The organism is Nocardia puris (assembly GCF_036051655.1).
Taxonomy (GTDB): domain Bacteria; phylum Actinomycetota; class Actinomycetes; order Mycobacteriales; family Mycobacteriaceae; genus Nocardia; species Nocardia puris.
The window spans coordinates 4,854,559-4,872,203 of the sequence record NZ_CP107943.1; the positions used below are offsets into that span (position 1 = coordinate 4,854,559).

The window sequence follows — 17,645 nt, forward strand, 5'->3', positions numbered from 1 at the left end:
CTACAATCTACGATCCCTGTTTGCCATTTTGTCTTACGTGAATTGAGTTGCGCATGTAGTTGGTTGTGAACGGTTCGCGTCGCTGACACGGTTCTTCTCCTTCTCGGCGCATATGCTGGTCGACGCGGTTCCTGCGGGGCGAGGGGCGGAGGCGCGGGTGAGGCGGTCCGCGATGGCCAGGCCGACACCCGCGCGGGTGGGGAGTGAGGCGATGACGACCTCGCAGTCGTGGCGATCGAATTCGCGCAGGAGCCGATACAGATCCCGAGCGTAGTCGCCGAGGGCGGTCGGCACCTCGATTACCAGCGCGTTGCCGGTGATGGTCGATGCCGTAGTCGCGGGGGGTCGCAGGACTCCGATGCGCCGGCCGTGTGACTGCTGCCGACGGGCCTCGTCGACGACCTCGCTCTCCTCGACCAGGATCACGCGTGCGCGGGGGGAGTAATGAGAAGGATGCTGCCCGGGCGCCCGGCGCCCGGGCGAGGATGTGGCCGTGTGGATCGGTCGGCCCAGCGCCCGGGCGAGATCGTCGACCCCGACCGCGCCCGGGCGGAGCAGGATCGGCTCGTCGCCGGTGACGTCGATGATCGTAGATTCGATCCCGACCGGGCAGGGGCGGCCGTCGAGGATGAGGTCCACGGCGGGGCCGAGTTCGTCGGCGACGTGGTCGGCGCTGGTGCAGCTGACGGCGCCGAAGCGGTTGGCCGAGGGCGCCGCGATCGCCCCGCCGAATGCGGTGAGCAGCTGCCGTGCGACGGGGTGGTGCGGGACCCGCACCGCGACGGTGTCGCATCCGCCGGTGACAACGGGCGGAATGCGGGGACTGCGCGGCAGGACCAGGGTGAGCGGGCCCGGCCAGAAGCACTCGGCGAGCACCCGGGCGGGACCCGGTATCTCGGTGACCCAGTCGCCGAGCTGGCCAGGATCGGCGAGATGCACGATCAGTGGGTGCGTCACGGGCCGCTGCTTGACCTCGAAGACCTGGCGGACCGCCTCGGCGTTCTCGGCGTCGGCACCGAGCCCGTACACGGTCTCGGTCGGGAAGGCGACCAAACCGCCTCGGCGCAGAATCTCCGCGGCGTGGCCGACGCTCCGAGTCTGGGTCGCCGCTACGGGCGCAGGCGTGTAGGAGATCGTCTCAGGGTCGGTGAATTCCGTCGATCGGGCCGGGTGCGTCATCGGTCGATCTCGGAGTAGGTGATCAGCCCCTGGATGCCCTGGTCGTCGTCGACGACGAACCACCGCTCGGCTACCAGCCGCGGATGACGGGCGCGCAGATCGGCAACATCGGCGGCCATGAATGCCGAGGGGCGGCTCGCGGCGAAGCTGGCGTAGAAGATGTCACCCGAGCGCGCCCCTCCAGGCTCGGAGGTGGCCGCGACGAACGCGTCGAGGACATGCCGACGGGCTTGGTCGGTGGTGTCGGTCGCCCGCAGCAGGGGGCCGTCGATCCAGCACAACGTCCACAGTCCCGACAGCGACACCGACCTGCGGACCCCGACCATGGCCTCGACCATGGTCGGCCGGGATGTCTTTCCCTGGGCTGCGGCAGGGGTGGCCGACTCGTAGTGCAGCCATTCGGGCAAGCCCTCCTCGAGGTCGCCGCGAACCCAGATCCCCAGCAGCGTGCTGTCGTGCCGACTCGCCGGCGAGAGCCCCTCGCGCAGATGGTTCAGGTAGTCGTTCACCGCGGACACGGCCGCGTCCACATCGTCGACGCTGCGCACCAGCAGCACCATCCACGCCGAGGTCGTGCCGACCAGCCGCGGTTCCAATCGGGCGACCGAGGCCACGGATGCCCCGTCTCGGGCGGGGTGTTCGAGCAGGTCGAGGACCTCGCCCACGGCGACGTCCCGGTCCGTCCGGGGTCGCAGCGGCAGCTTGCCGTTGAGGCGATAGCGATCGGTCAGACCGTCGCGGCTGCGCTCGAGGTACCCCGCGCGTTCGAGTTCGGTGATTATGCGCCGGGTCGCCCGCTCGGTGATGCCGACCTCGTCGGCGATCTGCGGCAGCTGCATCTGATCGTCACGGGCGATGCACAGCAGCACCCGCGCGTGGTTGGTGAGAAACGTCCAGTCCGTCACGCATCGCACGCTACAACATACGACAGTGATTTACCACCTTTGAATACGCGTTTTGAATTTCGTGTATCTTGAATCGCGTTATGTCGTGATCGACGGCGTGCGACGAGTTCCCGGAGGTTGCTCGCGGCAATCGGGGTGGCCACCGGGGGCCGTGTTCGGGTGGTCACCGGGAACAGGTGATCGCGGTGGTGAGTGATCAGCGGCTCGTCCGCTGGGAGGGAGAGGCCAGTGAGTGTGCTGCTGCTGGTATCGGTGCTGTTGCCGGCGCTGACCGGCCTGTTGTTGCTCGGGCGATGGCGTACCGGTCGCTGCGGTGTCGCGGTGACGGCGTTCGCTGCGGTGTCGGCTGTGGTGGTCGCGTGGGCGGTGGCGGTGCGCGGCCCGGTCGACGCGGTCGTGACCATCGGCCCGGATGGGCCGGTGGTGGTCGGGTTCTACGCTGATCGGGTGTCGGTGCTGTTGCTGCTGCTGGTGCTGGGTGTCAGTGCCGTGGTGCAGGGTTTCGCCAGGCGGTATCTGCGCGGAGACGCCCGGGCGGACCGCTTCCTCGCGCTGACCGGGCTGCTCACCACGGCGACCGCGGCGATGGTCACCGCCGCCACTCTGATCGGGCTGGCCGTGGCCTGGTCGGTGATCGGCCTCGGGTTGTGGTGGCTGTTGCGGGTGTACCGCGCTGATGCGTGGGTACCAGTGGCGGTCGCGCGGACCGCGCGCATGGTGCTCGTCGGCGATATCGCGCTGTGGACGGCGGTGATCGTGGCCACCGTGCAGTGGGGGAACGTGGACCTGCGCGCTCTCGAGTTGCCGGCGACGACGTCGGCGGCGGGGCCGCTCATCGCGGGAGCGCTCGTGGTCGCGGCGGTGGCCCGCTCCGCGCTGATCCCGATGGCGGGGTGGCTTCCGGCCACCGTCGCCGCGCCGACACCGCTGTCGGCTCTGCTGCACGCCGGCATCGTCAACGGGGGCGGAGTGCTGATGCTGCGGTTGCACCCGATGATCGACTCCTACGCCACGGCGATGGGCCTGGCCTTCCTCGCCGGCGCGCTCACCGCCGTCTACGGCACCGCGCTCATGCTGACCCGGCCCGACGTGAAGTCCGCACTGGCCTACTCCACCGTCGGCCAGATGGGATTCATGGTGATGACATGTGCTCTCGGCGCCTACTCCGCCGCGCTGTTCCACCTGATCGCACACGGCATGTACAAGGCCGCGCTCTTCCTGGGGTCCGGGTCCGCGGTCGGCGACCATCTCGCAGAACGCACCGCGCCACCGCGACCGCTGGGCAGTGCGGGCGCGCGGCGCGCGTTCGGAACGCTCGCGCTCGTGGTGCCCGCGGGGGCGCTCGCCGGTGCGGTGTGGCTGTGGGGATCGGTGTTCGGGCTCGCCCATTCCGGGACGGTGTTGCTGCTGGCGTTCGCGTGGGTGACGGGCACACACCTGGTGTGGGGCTGGTCCCGGCGCGTGAGCAGGCCCGGTCCCGCCTGTGTGTTCATCGCGGTGCTCGTCGTGGTGATGGTCGCCTACCTCGGCGCGCTGTCGGTCTTCAGCGCCTTCACCGAACCCGCGCTGCGGGCCGCGGGTCCGGCGGTGATGAGCGCGTGGACGCTGATCCCGGTCTTCGCGGTGGTCGCGGCGCTCACCCTCGTGCGGGTCACCACCGTCCCCGCGCTGGCCTCGCTGCACAAGACCCTGTATGTGGCGTGTCTGAGTCTCGGCGATCTCGGTCCGCGCGCTCGCAGGACCGCGTTCACCGGTGGCTCGCGCCGCGCCGTGCCCGCTAGATCGTTCGTTCCCGCTGTGGTAGGAGAATCATGACAGTCACCGTCGATACAGTCCCCGTCGATCAACGAGCGGTCGAGCGCGCACAGCTGCGGGCCGAGATCAGTGTGGCCGCCCGCGTCCTCACCCCGGTGTGGCCGTTGAGCAGTTTCATCGCGGTCAACCCGCTCGGCGGGCTGGAACATCGCCCCTTCGACGACGCCCTCACCATCGCCGGTGACCTCTACGGTGCCTGCGGCACCCTCGGCGAGACCGAGTTCCGCGCCGCTCACGCCACCGGCCGAATCACCAAGGCCGATCTGAGTGAGGCCCTCGAGCGCCGATTCCCCGACGCCGTCGCCGCGGCGCCGGTCGAGGTCGACGGGCGCGTCCACACCGCCGTTGAGATCCTGTTGGCCGACCTTGTTCACGGATCGATCCCGCCAGCCCCCGCCCGCCGGCTGCTCACGCTGAGTGAACGCCGGTGCGCGCGCACCGCGGCAGCGATCGACGCTCAAACCGTCAAATGGTGCTCGGCGTATCTGGATCCCGGTCAGGCCAGCTGGACACTGCCCGGCCGAGCCCGGGGCTTCTACCCGGCCTGGGCCGATCTGGCGCCCCGCGATCCCCGGCTCCCCGCAGCCGCTCGCCGCGCGCTGCGCGACCTGCCCTCCGACCCCGCCGATGCCCTCTCGAAGGCACTGGCACGACTCGGTGTCGGACACGGTGGTGAACGCATCGCCTACCTGCGCGCCCACCTGACGCGGCTGCCGGGCTGGGCCAGCCACATCCTGTGGCACAGCAACACACCCGGCTCCACCATCGACCTGGTCGACTATCTCGCCGTCCGGGTCAGTTACGAGGCGCACCTGCTCGACACCACCGAACTACCCACGAGGACGGCTCCCCCCGTTCCCGATCGCCCCTCGGGCACGGCCACCGACCGTGCCCATCGCGCGGCACAGGCATTGGGCACGACCGGTCTCGATCCCGACGCCGAGGCGTCGATCGTCCGGATTCTCGACCGTCTGCCCGTCGATTCGCGGCCGCTGGTGTGGCTGGACGCCTATGAGACGCACTATCGCCGCGGTCTGCTCGAGGAACTGGACCAACCGGTCCCCGCCCCGAACCTCACCCGCGCCGACGCGCAATTGGTGCTGTGCATCGATCCCCGCTCCGAAGGACTGCGCCGGCATCTCGAGGCGCTGGGCAACTACGACACATTCGGATTCGCGGGGTTCTTCGCGGTGGCCAGCCGTATCCACGCCCTCGCCAACGGCGTCCCCGCGATCGCGGCGCCGGCTCTGGTGACACCCCACATCGACCTGTATGAACAACCCGATCCGACAGCGCTGACCGAATCGCAGCGCCACATCGCCGGACTGCACACCCTCGCCGCCACCACCGACGCGGTCCACACCGCCAAAGCCGACCTGGCGGCACCGTTCGCCCTCGCCGAGATCCTCGGCTGGGCGAGCGGACCCGTGGCCGCCGCGAAAACCATCGCCCCCCGCCGCTACCGGCGCTGGCGCACCCGCACCCGGGCACGGATCGCGCCCCCCGCCCGCACCGTGATCGACACCGCCGGCGGGCTCGGTCTCGACCAGCGTGTGCAGATCGCCGAAACCGCCCTCACCGTCATGGGACTCACCACGGGTTTCGCTCGGCTGGTGGTGTTCTGCGGACACGGCGCCAATACCGAGAACAACCCCTTCCACTCGGCGTTGGCCTGCGGCGCCTGCGGTGGCAACCCCGGCGGACCGAACGCTCGCGCCGCCGTGGACATCCTCAACGACACCGAGGTCCGCGGCAAGCTCCTCAGCCGCGGCATCGACATACCCGACGACACCTGGTTCGTCGCCGCCGAACACGACACCACCAGCGACCACGTCACCATCCTCGATCGCCACCGGGTGCCCGATACCCACCGCAACGATCTCGATCGGCTCACCACCGACCTGGCCGAAGCCGGACGCCGCCTCGCCGCCGAACGAACCTCCCTGCTGCCCGGCGCACCAGACCGACCGAGCCCGCACGCGGCGGCCCGCCACGCCCGAACCCGTAGCGCGGACTGGGCGCAGGTGTACCCCGAATGGGGCCTGGCCGGCAACGCCGCGTTCATCATCGGACCACGCGCCGTGACGGCGGGCATCGACCTACGCCGCCGCTGCTTCCTGCACTCCTACAACCCCGACGACGACCCGACCGCGACCGCGCTGGAAACGATCCTCACCGCACCGGTCATCGTCGCGCAATGGATCAACTGCCAATACTATTTCTCCACCGTCGCCCCCGACACCTTCGGCGCAGGCACCAAAACAACCCACAACGTCGTCGGCGGAATCGGCGTTCTCACCGGCCCAGCCGGCGACCTGCGAACCGGCCTGCCCTGGCAATCGGTGGCAGTCGGGAACCGCCTCGTGCACGAACCGATGCGGCTGCTCGTCCTCGCCTACGCGCCACGCGAACGCATCGACACCATCGTGGCTCGCAACCCCAAGGTGCGCGATCTCGTCGACAACCACTGGATCACCCTCCTCGCCCGCACCGACCGGTCCTCGCCCTGGCACCACCGCACCCGCAGCGGATGGAGCCCGTACCCCACGAACGGAGCACAACGATGACCCGCGCCGACCTCACGAAGATGACCAGAATCGAAGTCATCGTCTCGGGAACCGACGCCCCCGACGTTCGCCGCCTCATCGAGCACTCCGGCGCCACCGGATACACCACCATCTCCGGCGTCTCCGGCCTGGGCCACAACGGCTACCACCAAGGAGGACTGCTGTTCAACGAACAAGACACCCTCGCACTGCTCATCACCGTCATCCCCGATCATCGCGCCGACGCCCTCATCGCCGGCCTCCGGCCCCTGCTCGAAAACACCTCCGGAGTCATGTTCGTCACCGACACCTACGTCAGCCGACCCGACTACTTCACCTGACCCACCCGCCACCCGTCCGGCCCCACGCGCGCGGGACGAGCTCTCCGACCACCACACCGGCGCATGCCGCGTCCGGCCGGCTCGCTTCCCGAGCCGGCCGGACGACCAACCACCTCCGCTGAAGCGAACAGCAACGGGTAGGACGAAGACCATGCCGGACAGCCACCGTGAGCCACACCTGCCCGAGCCAACCCGCGCCCCGCGTCGCCGACACCGGTTGCGGGCGACCTGCTGCTGCTGGCCCCGGACGAACCCGCGCTGGTGCAGCGAGTTCTGGTGTGGGTGGCACGCGCGAACGCCGCGATCGTCGTGGTCTCCGAGCTGCCCCCAATTATGTGGTTTCGAGGACGACATCCGCGCCTTCGCCGACGTCGCGTCGGTACTGCCGCGCGTGTGGCTGCCCTGCACCACCCAGACCCCGGCCCCCACCGATTCCCGCACAAGGTTTCGCGTACTGCGACACCGCGCCCAAGGAACATTCCCTGGTCTTCGACATGCGTGATGTCGAAACGCCGATTCGGTGATTCGCCTGGGTCGATGGATTCGGCTGGTACGCCAGCACCCATGACGTAGGTGACACGCTTGTTGCCAACCCGCGCGAACCGGATCCGGCCGCGTGGACCTCACTGGCCATCGCTGCGGACGCCGATCCGACAGAAGTGGCAACCAGTGGTCACCGGTTCGCGACACCAACGTCATGAAGCACCACAGCGCCAGTTTCCGTTCAACCCCCCATGTGCCTGGACCGACCGGCTACCGGCCGCTGCGGGTTCGATCTGGTCGCGGATGTAGTCGGCGGCCGCGGCGATGCTCGCGTACCCGTGCTCACGGATCTGGTCCTCGCTTTGGCCCGGCACCGACAGCGAGTCCTGGACCTGCTCGAGAGCGGGCAGCAACGCGCGCAACCGGTCCCCGGCGAGCCGGCGGAGTTCGTCGTCGGGTGCTGGCACGGCCGGTGCCGGGTCCAGCCCGCCGGGTCGGGGCCGGTGACGGCGGTCTGTCGGATCGCGGCCGCGTGGGCCTTCAAATCCCACGGCAGCCGCCGCACCAGCTGCACGCCACCGAAGAAATGCAGTGGGTGGCCGTCGGGGAAATAGGACTCGCCCTCGAATCGGCACATGTCGTCAGGATCAGCGGCCTGAACCCTCGGGTCGGCGAGCATCCGTGTGGCCAGCCCCTCGAGCGCCGCCGCGATCTCCTCGCTGCTCCCGGTGTACGTCTCGCGCCACCAGGTTCCGGCCCGGCGCGGCCGCTCGATATCGACCAGGCATTCGAAAGTCGTCACCTCGACAACGGTCATAGCCAACAGCCTCCCACCTGCGCAGACATGCTGTCCGTAGGCGCGGTTCGCGTGTCCGCCGCCGCGAGGTGTCCTATCTTGCGGTCGGCCGCCGGTCGATGTAGTAGCCGAGCAGACCGACCAGCGCGTCCTGGCGGGTCTTCCACGGGCCGCGGCCGGTGAGGCGGGTGCCGTGGCGTTCGTGTGCTATCCATCGGCCCCGGCCACCGCCGAGGCGGACCTCCCGCGACAGGGTGCCCAGCGCGGTGCCGTCGTGGTCGGCGACCCGCCAATCACCGCTGTCGGGATCGCGGGTGAGAACGACCAGCTCATCGACCGGGCCGGGTGCGGTCTGCCAGCGCTCCACCCGCGCCGCCCACGCGCGCGTCGATTCCGGCTCGCCGCGGCGGGGACGCCCGACTGGTGCGGCAGGTGGATCGGGTTGTGCGCTAGCGTGTTCGGGCTCGGCCGGTGCTGCGGACGGGGTACGGGTGAGCAGCTGGTCGTAGCGCGCCAGATCGGGCACCGGGTCGCGCTGATCGACCGGCAGCGGGGTACGCACACCGGGCACGACCACCGTGTCGGTGCCGGCCCGGCCCGCGCCGTCGTACGGGGCTGCCTGGTCGTGGTCGCGCAGCAGCCGCCAGACGGTGGCCGGGGACGGGTGCTGCCCCTTCTTCTTGCCGGTGGTGATGACCAGGCGGGCGGCGATGTCACGAACGCTGTGATCCTGCTGGCGCAGGTGCAGCGCCATGGACACCATGGCCTCGTCGGCGACGGCGGCGCCGCCGATGGCTTTGCCGCGGGCGCGGGCGGACTCGTGGCCCTCGAGAGTGCGGTCGCGAATGTATTCGCGTTCCATGCCCGACAGCGCGGCCAGCACGGTGAACCACCCCGGACGGGTCGTGGGAGCCCTGCACTCGCCGGTGAGGAATTCCAGGCCGATACCGGCGGCCTTGAGCTGCTCGGCCAGCGCCGCGAGCTCGATACCCGGCCCAGGCGCTTGTGCTCGTGCACGACCAGGGTGACCGCGACACCGGAGGCGCGCAGCCCCCGGGCCAGCGCAACGGCGCGGTCCAGTTCCGGGCGAGTGACCGCACGGGTGGAGGCCTTCTCCGCGAACACCCGGCCCACACCGGCCGCCCGCAGGGAGTCGAGCTGGGTATCGAGAGACTGACGGACAGTAGACGCGCGGGCGTAACCGATCCACACATGCCCGGTCTGCTCCGCTCCGGCCGCAGCCGGGCGCGGCAGTTCGATCCACACCGCTGCGGGCTTGCGCAGCGCCGGAGTCGCGACGGTGAGCGCTTTGGCGAGCGAGGGCACCAGACGGAACCGGGCGGTGTGGTACTGGACGGCGACCTTGCCCTTGCCGGTCCGGCACGGTGATCCAGCAGGGGCGGCGCAGCTCGACATCGGGCAGTCGTGGGCCTCCACGAGGAGGAAGTCGCCATCGCTCACCCCGGAATTGTTTCATTAGTCCGTTTCACACGTCCAGCCGCATGAAACACCCTATGAAACAGTGAAAGCCCTGGACCGAGGCCGGACCGGAGCGCGTTTCACAGGCGATCGCCTATGAAACACACCCACCCGCGCGAACCGCCGTACATGCCCACCGGCTGAACGGACGGCCCCGGAACCACTGACCGGGGCCGCCCTCGACCGCTGCCCCGAAGGGGTACGGGACCGCGGCCTCGCCCCGATCATCCCAACCCACACCGACAGCGTCGCGTCGATCGCTACCGTTGTTCACGACGGCGGAAGACGATGATCGATCTCGTGTTCGTCCGCGTGATGGGTCGCCGCTATCGGGACGGGGCTGACATGCACTGGATTCGGATCGAGGGCACCGACGAGCACGTGTGGGCGCCGGATGAGGTCATCCGAGCATGGTGCCCACCACCGAGCCCCTGGGGGCTGTCGCGGCACCGCGGCCGTAACGAACGGATCTGGCGGCAATCGCACTACCGGACGCCGTGGCAGCTCGCGGTCTCGGAAGGGCTGTCCGAGACCAGAATCCGGCAGATCGTCAACGAGGCAGCAGACTTCTACAGTCATCCGCCCAGCGACTGAACAGCCTGCCGGACGGCTGTATTACACAGTGCCGCAATGGGTTCTGAGTCTTCGGTCGCGCAGCGACAGGACCCTCGGACGGGGCTCGGAACAAGAGATCTCCGTCCATCGATGTCGGTGGGGCCGGGCATGCTGGGGTGGCCGGTGCGCCGGTCCAGGGCGCGTCCGGGCATGTTCTCGACGACGAAAGAGGGGCCGCTGTGTCGCCCATCAGCAAGAAGCGGAAGAAGAAGAACTCCGCCGCAGGCCGCCGTGCGCGGTCCGGAGACTCGGTGCAGGCACCGATACCCGGTGCGCCGGTGACACCTTCGGCAGTGGGACTGCGCCGCACCAACTTCAGTTTCGACCCGCCGCCGGAAGCTACGGTGATCGAACGGCACGGCCGCGCATGGCAGGCCTACACGGCCGGCGAATGGGCCGGAACCTGCCTGGCGGCGGTCAGTTGCCTCATCCCCGCGCTGCGCGAGTTCGGCATCGACGCCGAACCTCTCGCCGTCCACGGCAGCGTCACCTGGCCCAACGGGGTTCGGGCGAATCTCGGTCGGCCCGAACCGGATTGGGCTGCCAACGGGTGCTGGACCGGTCACATGGTGCTGTGGATACCCGCGCTGGGTCGCCTGGCCGATCCCACCGTGTACCAGGCCAACCGGCCCGACGCGCCCACCACGATCACCCGCGGCCTGATGATCACGCTCCCCGACGGGCTGGCCACCTTCGACCACACCGCCGTCACCATCGGCAAAGACGGTGCGCTGGTGCACTACGACCTCGTCCGGGACTTCGACTGCGCGCCAGTGCTCTCCCGTGCCCGCAGGCCCGAACACGCGCACAAGACACCGGCAATCATCGACGACTTCACACGCCACGCCGAACAGTGCCTACGGTCCACCACCGACCGCGAACATCTCCAGAGCGCGACCTATCCACCACTGGTCGCCGCGCTGCGAGCCAAGAACCTCATCGACTGAGATCGCCTCGAACCACCCGGGGTGGCCTCGATTTCGCCCGTGCTACACCAGGATTCGCCCCGGCAGAGGTAGGGCCGACCAGTCCCACCGAGTGCCTATGGACGGCGCTCGTCGGCGGCGGGTTCGTCGGCGAGGCCGAGGGCGAACAGCGCGTCCGGGTGCGCGGTGAGGGTGATCGAGCCGAGCTGATCGAGCGGGGTGAGGGCGAGCGCGACGCGGCGCGCGATCAGATCGATGGCCTCGCCATGGGAGGCCTGGTTGCCGGTGAGCACGGCATGCAGGTCGCCCTCGGGAAACCCGGCCAGGACCTTCTCATACACCAGCCGCAGCAGCATCACCGCCGCGTGCGCGCTCAGCGGGCGGTGGGCGGCGCGCAGCTCGTCGAATGGGCGGCGCACGTCCTCGGGCAGCGCTTCGGTGCGGATCAGCAGGGTGAGCCGGTCGTCGGTCACCGCCACCCGTAACGCGGTCGGGGACAGCTGATCGGCGATCACCGCCAGCGCGGAGTCCAGGCGAGGCAGATCCCAGCCCAGCCGGTCGAGCACGTCGGCGATCCGCACCCCGCCCTGCAACGCGAGCAGAGCCAGCACCACGTGCGCATCCTGGGCCCCGCTCGCGGTGGCCGGTGCTGGCGGTTCGGGTCCGCGCGAGTCGAGGTCGACCAGTTCGTCCAGGCTCAGATCGAGCACCCGCGAGAGCCGCGCCAGCACGGTCAATGTCACCGTGCGCTGGTCGCGGTCGCTTTCCAGTCCCCGCAGCCAGACGCCGCTGGCGCCGCGTAGCGCGTCCTCCGACAAACCCAGCCGTGCGGCCTGGGCGCGGATCGCGTCGAAATTCAGGCGGGCCGGCTCCACCGGAATCCCGCGCCGGTCCGGGGTTCGCGTGGGTTCGCGACCAGGATTGTTCATCGCGACCCCTGGGTGGGGTCGCGGACGGTCCAGTCGCCGCGGTGGTGCAGGTTGGCCCCGACCCACCACGCCACCACCTGGGTGTGCCAGGACGAATCGGCGGACGAGGTCACCGGCAGCGAGATGCCGCAGGCCTCGGCGACCGGGTGCAGATGCCGCGACAACAACCCGACGCCACCGCCGAGCAACGCCCGATCGGTGGGCGTGCCGCGCAGCCGGGCGAACACCCGGGCCGCGTGCAACAGCGGCCGCGCCGGCGCGGGCACCGCCACGACGCAGGTCCGGCGCGGCAGCCGGTCCCGCGAGGGCGGCCGGGAACCGCCGGCGGGCACGGTGAGCACCGCCGCATCGGCGGACAAGGCGCTGATCGGGATCACGTTCAGCGTCGGGGAGGGGAACGCGGTGAACAAGGCGGTCGCCACGGCCGCGGCATGGACCGGGCTGGCCGTCCCGGCGAGGATCGCCGCCACCACCTCCCCGGTGACCGCGACGGTGCTCAACCCCGGGCCGGTGCCGATGAACAACGACGGCGGGGTCTCGAGCAGCAGCCCGTGCAACAGGCATCCGGCCTGCGCGCCGCGCACCAGGGTGAGCGTGTGCCGACGGCTGGGGCTCTCGATCACCAACTCCGCCAGAAACCGCTGCACCACAGCGTGGTCGCCGAACCGCGCGGGAAGCCGCACGTCCACGCGCGGCGCGGCCACGCACAGCAGCCCGGCCGCCAGAGTCCGCAGCTCGTGCGGGGTGTAGCGGCTGGCCAGCAGCGCCGCACCGTCGGCCATCTCCCTCGGGCTCAGCCCGACCGGGAACAGCGACCGCAGATGCTGCGGCAACTCCAACCCGGTCGGCGTCTCGCCGATCGGCACCGTCGCCATCCACCGGCACGCCGCGGCCATCCCACGCCGGTAGACCGCATCCACGCGCGCAAAATCGGCCGCCGACAGACTCCGGAAGCAGTCGGCGCGAAACGACGTCACATCCGCATCGGGCACCGGCGGCAACACCGCCTCGAACGCGATCGGCGCGCTCTCCGCGCGCACCGCCACACCGCTCAGCGCATCGCCGACGTCGGTGATGACCCGATGTGCCACCTGCGGCGGCAGGATCTCGCCCACCACGGTGGGAGCACAACCGTGGCAGACCAACACCAGCCGCACCCCGGTGTAGCGGCGCAAAACCAGCAGCCGTTCGATCGCTGAGGCGGCCAGCCGATGCGCGCGCAGCACGATCACCTGCTCGATCTCGAGCGCCACCACCCACGCCGTCGCCGCCTGCCAGGCTGTTTCGGCACCGGACACCCGCTGCTCGGACAACCGCCGCGGCGAACATCCCAACGCCACCAGCACCGCGTGCGCCACCCCGTCACTGCCCGCAGCACCCGGGGTCGGATGGACGGTGATCGCACCCGTCGCCGGGTCACCGGCATCGAGCAACGCCCGCGTCACCGCCGCATCGTCGGCGGCGTCGAACAACAGCGTCACCGGCGGCACCGGCCGGTCCACGCCCTCGGCGAGGCCGTCATCGCCCCACTCGCCGGGGCCGGTCACCGCGACCGTCCGCTGATCTTGGAGAACACGTACCCGAGCACGTCACGGTCGACCACCTCGCGGCCGGTCTTGGACAGAGTGGCCGCCGCGTGCGCGGTGATCTTGGCCCAGGACCGGAAATTGCCGTGTCCGGCATGGGAATCGGCGAACGCGATCACCTCCGGATCCGCGTGCTCCCAGATCGGATGGTAGGCGGGAATGACCCGCAAGACCTGCTCGACGGGCATGCGCCGGAACTCCTGCCACACATACACTCTCGAACTCAGCATCGGTTCGCGGCGCAGCACCTCATAGCAGTCCCCGCCGCCGACGAACACGATCGCGATATCGGTGCGCCGGTCATCCCACAGATGCCGCCAATACTCGAAACACTCCCGCGAAAGCCACTGCGCCTCATCACAGACCAGAATCCGGAACCGTTCGGCCAGAACATCTTTGAGCACCGAATCGAACTCGATCGGCTTCTTCGGCGGTGTCCCGCCGACCCCCAGCGCCTCGAACAGCGTGTACCGGATATCGCGCGGAGTCGGGCGCGCCCGGAACTGCACCCGGCACACCAACCCCGGCGCCAGCCGGCGCAGCGACGTGTTCACCGACAGCGTCTTGCCCAGACCGGCGTCACCGTGCACGCACATCATCGCCTTCGCCGCCATCACATCGGCGAGATTGTCGTGCACCATCATCAACGCATCCGTCGCGACCACCCGCGCCCCCACCAACCCCAGATAGTGATCGGCCCGCGCGTCCACCGGATCCGGAACCCATTCCGGCGTCATGGCTTCGACGTCTTCCGCGTCGCATCGGGTGCGTCCAGATCGACCGGGGACACCCAATCCGGCGGCGGCGCCGACAACGGCACCAGAAACGGCCGCGACATCTGCGCCAACTCGGCCTCGAAATACTCACCGATCTCGTGTTCGGCCTCGGCGACCGTCATCGCCTCCAACCGTGTGGCCGGCTCCGGAGAGGTCACCGCCGCATAGCGGGCACGCCGCGCCTTCTCCGCCGCCGCCAGATCCGACCGCAAACGCCGCGCCTTGCGGTCACGGGCCCGGCGCACCCGACCGATCATCTCCGGCGACGCCTGATCCGACAGCACGGCCGTCCCCAGATGCACACCGGATTTGGCGTCGAACACCTCGATCTCCTGGTCGTGATTGGGCATGTACCGCACCCGCACCGTGGTGCCGACCATGCCCACCATCCACTCGGCCACATAGTGGCGGCCACGGCCACGGGCTATGCCCTTCGTGGTGATCTTGCGGTGGGCGCGGTCGTCGGCGAGAGTGAACATCCACAGCATCTGCGGCTCCACCTCGTGCAGCGGAGTCGGATCCGCCAGCCACGACTGAAGCGGCGACAACCCGTCCAAACGGTCGACGTCATGATCGGTGCTGGTGTTCCACTCATCGATCCACCCCAGCAGGTCGGCGACGAACACCTCGAACGGCAACGCAGGGGCGTCGGGATCGATCACCGCGCCGCTGATACCGGTCTGAGCATGGGTATAGCGGGGCATTCCCGACACCAGCATGTCCTCGACCGCGCCGTTGATCGTCTCCACCGCCCCCTTCAAATGCGGGGTGTAGCCCGGCAGATCCACCACCCGCACCGCGAACGCACCCAACGCCTCCTGCACGGTGCCTGACAGAAAATCCTTGCCCTGGTCGATACGGACCAGCGTCGGCAACCCACCCGCCGGGCCGTACGGCGGCGTGCGCAGAATCGAAGCCCGCAACGCCGCCAGAATCGCCTCCCGATTCGGATACCTCGGCGTCACCGCCGCCCCCATGATCACGCAATGCTGCCGGTCCACGAACCACGTCACCCACGGCTTGACCAGACGATCACCCACATCGACCTCCACTGCGGCCTCGACATGATCGGCCTCCCACTCGGCATTGCGGTAGGTCGACGGCCGCTTCAAGAACACATCGAAGCGCCGACGCTCCCGCTCCCCGGCCCGCAACCCCGCCCGATCACCAGGGGACACATCCAGGCGGATCGCGCGATGCAACGTCGACAAACTCGGGGCCGGCGGGCCACCGTTACGCTCCTGCTCCCTCAGCTCCCGATGCAGCGCCGAGGCGTTACCGCGCCAATACGCCAACCGGATCCGCAACTGCTGATCGAGCCGGAAACGCTCCCGCTCGTGCACCATCGGCGTCGCCGCCCGGCGCGCGGCCACCCACCGCCACACCGTCCGCTCCGCCACACCCAGCGTCTGCGCCGTCAACCGCACATGCTCGCTGGTCAGATCCCCATACTGATCCAGCACCGCCAACCGATCCACCGCTGCCCGCCGCAGAGCACGACCCGCCGCGTCGACCACCTGAACGGCCCTCCGGAAACCTTGGCCCGCACCACAACCCGGTCAGGCACCACCGTCAGAACACTGCCCAGCATTCGACCACGTACCCGCAGGTAAGAAACCCGGAATCACTGACATTGCCATGACGAATTGCTACTGACATCCTGATGACGAGTCTCACGGATCCCGGACTGGGTCGGCGCCGCGCGCGCCATCCGGACCGCCGAAGGCGCCAACGATCTGCTCCAGTTCGCGGCGGGGCGCCACGACACAGCACAGGTGTGGCTGCCCGGAACCGCGGGAGCCTGGCCGGGCAGCGTCGCGCTGGCAGTCCGGGAACGCGGCGTGAGCGACGCGATCGCCCAGTCGGACTGGAAACGGCTCGATGTCAAGGGATTCGACGGCGCCGCCATCGCACGCTCCGAGGCGGCGGCGACACGGATCGCGGCCGCCTGCCTGGCCGCCGATCGCAGCCTGACCCTCGATCCCCGCGGGCGCGAACTGCTCACCGCGCTGCTCGGCGAACACACCTGCGCCGCGATCGACAAGCACGGCACGTGGTACCAGCGCAACAGGGACCTGACCCTCGCCGAGCTCGACGCTTTCCAGGACCAGCGCCACGCCCACCGCGAAGTGCTCGCCGAACACCTGCCCACCCTGGTCGCCGCCTTCGCTGTCAAGCCCCTGCCCGGTGCGGACATCTTCAAAGAGAACTACCTCAAGGAGGGCTGAGCGAATGCAGGACACGACACCCACTTCACCTATGGCCCGAGGCCGCACGACAGGACGCACCACCACCGACCCGGCGACAGCCGGCAGCGCCACGATCGGGTCGTCGGAAGGCGCACGCGGGCAAGGTCTTCGGGGATCCAGTGCGCGGTCGAGCGTGCGCACCCTCACCCGGCATGCCCGCGCGCGCGAAGCGCGGGCCGGGATGGTGGTGCCGGCGTTGTGTCGTGCGGTGGCCGAGGTGGTGGGTGTCGCGGCCTCGGGGATCGGTGGCGGGACCGATTTCGTGCGCCTCGGTGGGACCGGCACCGATTCGGCCGCGGTGCTCGCGGTCCTGCGCGCGTACGGGGCACCGCCGGATCTGCTGGTGACCCATCCCCGGATCGGGGATGCGGCGGCCGTCTTGGCTGCCCAGCCGGTCCCGACGGTCAGCGCCGACCCCGCTACCCGCGCACCGGGGGCACATCCGGTGTCGTTCCAGCAGCGAGCCCGCCTGGAACTGGCGGCGCGCACCGGCCCGGCGACGCACCGCCGCCACGCCCACGCGGTGGTGCTCACCGGCGCCGACCCCGCCCGGCTGCTGACCGCGTTGGCGCTCATCGGGCAGCGACATCCCGCGCTGCGCACCGGAATCCGGCACACCCCGGCGGGCTAGCAGCAACTGATCCACCCCCGGCCCGTGCTCGATGTCGACCCGACCCCGGTGACCGGGCCCGGTGACGCCCGCCGCCGCGCGCTCGACGCGCTCGCGGGTTCGCGCTTCGACCACACCGGCGGTGCGCCGCTGGCTCAGTGGACACTGGTCGGCGCCGGCCCGGTCCTGTTGCTGGTCCTGGTCGCCGACGAGCTGGTGTGCGACACCCGCTCGTGGCGCGCGCTGCTGCGTGAGCTGGCCCAGGCCTACCGCGCCCCCGACGAGATCGGGCCACCCCCGCCGAGCCCCGGCGACTACACCCGCTGGCAACAGCAGTTGACACCACCGCAGGTCTACCAGCAGCAGCTGGATTGGTGGACTTGAGGTTCCCCCGCTAATCCGGAGAGCGG

16 protein-coding genes and 1 pseudogene are annotated in these 17,645 nt (G+C 69.9%); 8 read left to right on the plus strand and 9 right to left on the minus strand.

All coding sequences use genetic code 11. The features are described 5' to 3' along the window. Nucleotides 1–33: 33 nt before the first annotated feature. Nucleotides 34–1,179 carry an L-threonylcarbamoyladenylate synthase gene (locus OHB21_RS22395; protein ID WP_081470614.1) on the minus strand — a complete coding sequence of 382 codons (1,146 nt, stop codon included), beginning with the start codon at nucleotides 1,177–1,179 and terminating at the stop codon, nucleotides 34–36. Next, nucleotides 1,176–2,084, minus strand: a complete 909-nt coding sequence (locus OHB21_RS22400; RefSeq protein ID WP_007633974.1) for a helix-turn-helix transcriptional regulator — start codon at nucleotides 2,082–2,084, stop codon at nucleotides 1,176–1,178. Before OHB21_RS22400 ends, OHB21_RS22395 begins: the two co-directional genes overlap by 4 nt. Nucleotides 2,085–2,312: 228 nt before the next feature. Here OHB21_RS22400 and OHB21_RS22405 point away from each other — a divergent pair, with 228 nt between their 5' ends. Genes OHB21_RS22405 through OHB21_RS22415 form a run of 3 tightly spaced genes read left to right on the plus strand, consistent with a single transcriptional unit; the run spans nucleotide 2,313 to nucleotide 6,786 of the window. After that, nucleotides 2,313–3,899 (plus strand): proton-conducting transporter transmembrane domain-containing protein, encoded by a 1,587-nt coding sequence (locus tag OHB21_RS22405; RefSeq protein ID WP_007633981.1) that lies wholly within the window; start codon nucleotides 2,313–2,315, stop codon nucleotides 3,897–3,899. Then, entirely contained in the window at nucleotides 3,896–6,466 is a 2,571-nt protein-coding gene (locus OHB21_RS22410; protein WP_195126820.1) for a DUF2309 domain-containing protein, read from the plus strand. Before OHB21_RS22405 ends, OHB21_RS22410 begins: the two co-directional genes overlap by 4 nt. Beyond that, nucleotides 6,463–6,786: a P-II family nitrogen regulator gene (locus tag OHB21_RS22415; RefSeq protein ID WP_007633983.1), complete on the plus strand. Its 324-nt coding sequence runs from the start codon at nucleotides 6,463–6,465 to the stop codon at nucleotides 6,784–6,786. Before OHB21_RS22410 ends, OHB21_RS22415 begins: the two co-directional genes overlap by 4 nt. A gap of 695 nt (nucleotides 6,787–7,481) precedes the next feature. On the opposite strand, the gene OHB21_RS22420 is transcribed toward OHB21_RS22415, so the two are convergent. The 3 genes and pseudogenes from OHB21_RS22420 to OHB21_RS37605 form a co-directional block, all read right to left on the minus strand. Beyond that, the gene (locus tag OHB21_RS22420) at nucleotides 7,482–7,736 is read right to left on the minus strand and encodes a hypothetical protein (RefSeq protein WP_007633984.1); all 255 of its coding nucleotides are present in this window, start codon (nucleotides 7,734–7,736) and stop codon (nucleotides 7,482–7,484) included. Nucleotides 7,737–8,159: 423 nt separating this feature from the next. Then, complete coding sequence (locus tag OHB21_RS37600; protein ID WP_369689996.1) at nucleotides 8,160–9,053, minus strand: recombinase family protein; 894 nt, start codon at nucleotides 9,051–9,053, stop codon at nucleotides 8,160–8,162. Nucleotides 9,054–9,067: 14 nt separating this feature from the next. Then, nucleotides 9,068–9,526 (minus strand): annotated as a pseudogene (locus tag OHB21_RS37605) (zinc finger domain-containing protein); the annotation flags it as partial. 306 nt (nucleotides 9,527–9,832) lie between these two features. Between OHB21_RS37605 and OHB21_RS22430 the strand changes: the two are divergent. Next, nucleotides 9,833–10,138, plus strand: a complete 306-nt coding sequence (locus OHB21_RS22430) for a hypothetical protein (protein ID WP_007633986.1) — start codon at nucleotides 9,833–9,835, stop codon at nucleotides 10,136–10,138. Nucleotides 10,139–10,437: 299 nt separating this feature from the next. Next, the gene (locus tag OHB21_RS22435; protein WP_147265962.1) at nucleotides 10,438–11,106 is read left to right on the plus strand and encodes a hypothetical protein; all 669 of its coding nucleotides are present in this window, start codon (nucleotides 10,438–10,440) and stop codon (nucleotides 11,104–11,106) included. A 95-nt stretch (nucleotides 11,107–11,201) separates the two neighbouring features. Here OHB21_RS22435 and OHB21_RS22440 read toward each other — a convergent pair whose 3' ends face one another. From OHB21_RS22440 to OHB21_RS22455, 4 genes are read right to left on the minus strand one after another with little or no spacing between them, the layout of a single operon-like run. After that, nucleotides 11,202–12,014, minus strand: coding sequence for a hypothetical protein (locus OHB21_RS22440; protein WP_067509311.1), 813 nt, complete (start codon nucleotides 12,012–12,014; stop codon nucleotides 11,202–11,204). After that, nucleotides 12,011–13,561: a hypothetical protein gene (locus OHB21_RS22445; protein ID WP_113975333.1), complete on the minus strand. Its 1,551-nt coding sequence runs from the start codon at nucleotides 13,559–13,561 to the stop codon at nucleotides 12,011–12,013. The genes OHB21_RS22440 and OHB21_RS22445 overlap by 4 nt, the downstream gene beginning before the upstream one ends. Next, nucleotides 13,558–14,337, minus strand: coding sequence for an AAA family ATPase (locus OHB21_RS22450; protein WP_007626260.1), 780 nt, complete (start codon nucleotides 14,335–14,337; stop codon nucleotides 13,558–13,560). Before OHB21_RS22450 ends, OHB21_RS22445 begins: the two co-directional genes overlap by 4 nt. After that, entirely contained in the window at nucleotides 14,334–15,854 is a 1,521-nt protein-coding gene (locus OHB21_RS22455) for a Mu transposase C-terminal domain-containing protein (RefSeq protein WP_407675005.1), read from the minus strand. The genes OHB21_RS22450 and OHB21_RS22455 overlap by 4 nt, the downstream gene beginning before the upstream one ends. A 297-nt stretch (nucleotides 15,855–16,151) precedes the next feature. On the opposite strand from OHB21_RS22455, the gene OHB21_RS22460 reads away from it, so the two are divergent. The 3 genes from OHB21_RS22460 (at nucleotide 16,152) to OHB21_RS22470 (ending at nucleotide 17,619) form a co-directional block, all read left to right on the plus strand. Then, nucleotides 16,152–16,604 carry a hypothetical protein gene (locus tag OHB21_RS22460; protein ID WP_067509315.1) on the plus strand — a complete coding sequence of 151 codons (453 nt, stop codon included), beginning with the start codon at nucleotides 16,152–16,154 and terminating at the stop codon, nucleotides 16,602–16,604. 154 nt (nucleotides 16,605–16,758) lie between these two features. Beyond that, the gene (locus tag OHB21_RS22465; protein ID WP_067509317.1) at nucleotides 16,759–17,256 is read left to right on the plus strand and encodes a hypothetical protein; all 498 of its coding nucleotides are present in this window, start codon (nucleotides 16,759–16,761) and stop codon (nucleotides 17,254–17,256) included. 24 nt (nucleotides 17,257–17,280) lie between these two features. Then, a complete protein-coding gene (locus OHB21_RS22470; protein WP_328435928.1) occupies nucleotides 17,281–17,619 on the plus strand; it encodes a hypothetical protein in 339 nt (112 codons plus the stop codon). Nucleotides 17,620–17,645 lie beyond the last annotated feature (26 nt).

Coding starts and splice junctions, on each gene's coding strand:
- OHB21_RS22395 (WP_081470614.1), bottom strand. CDS start 1,179: ATGACGCACCCGGCCCGATCGACGGAATTCACCGACCCTGAGACGATC.
- OHB21_RS22410 (WP_195126820.1), top strand. CDS start 3,896: ATGACAGTCACCGTCGATACAGTCCCCGTCGATCAACGAGCGGTCGAG.
- OHB21_RS22415 (WP_007633983.1), top strand. CDS start 6,463: ATGACCCGCGCCGACCTCACGAAGATGACCAGAATCGAAGTCATCGTC.
- OHB21_RS22430 (WP_007633986.1), top strand. CDS start 9,833: ATGATCGATCTCGTGTTCGTCCGCGTGATGGGTCGCCGCTATCGGGAC.
- OHB21_RS22440 (WP_067509311.1), bottom strand. CDS start 12,014: ATGAACAATCCTGGTCGCGAACCCACGCGAACCCCGGACCGGCGCGGG.
- OHB21_RS22450 (WP_007626260.1), bottom strand. CDS start 14,337: ATGACGCCGGAATGGGTTCCGGATCCGGTGGACGCGCGGGCCGATCAC.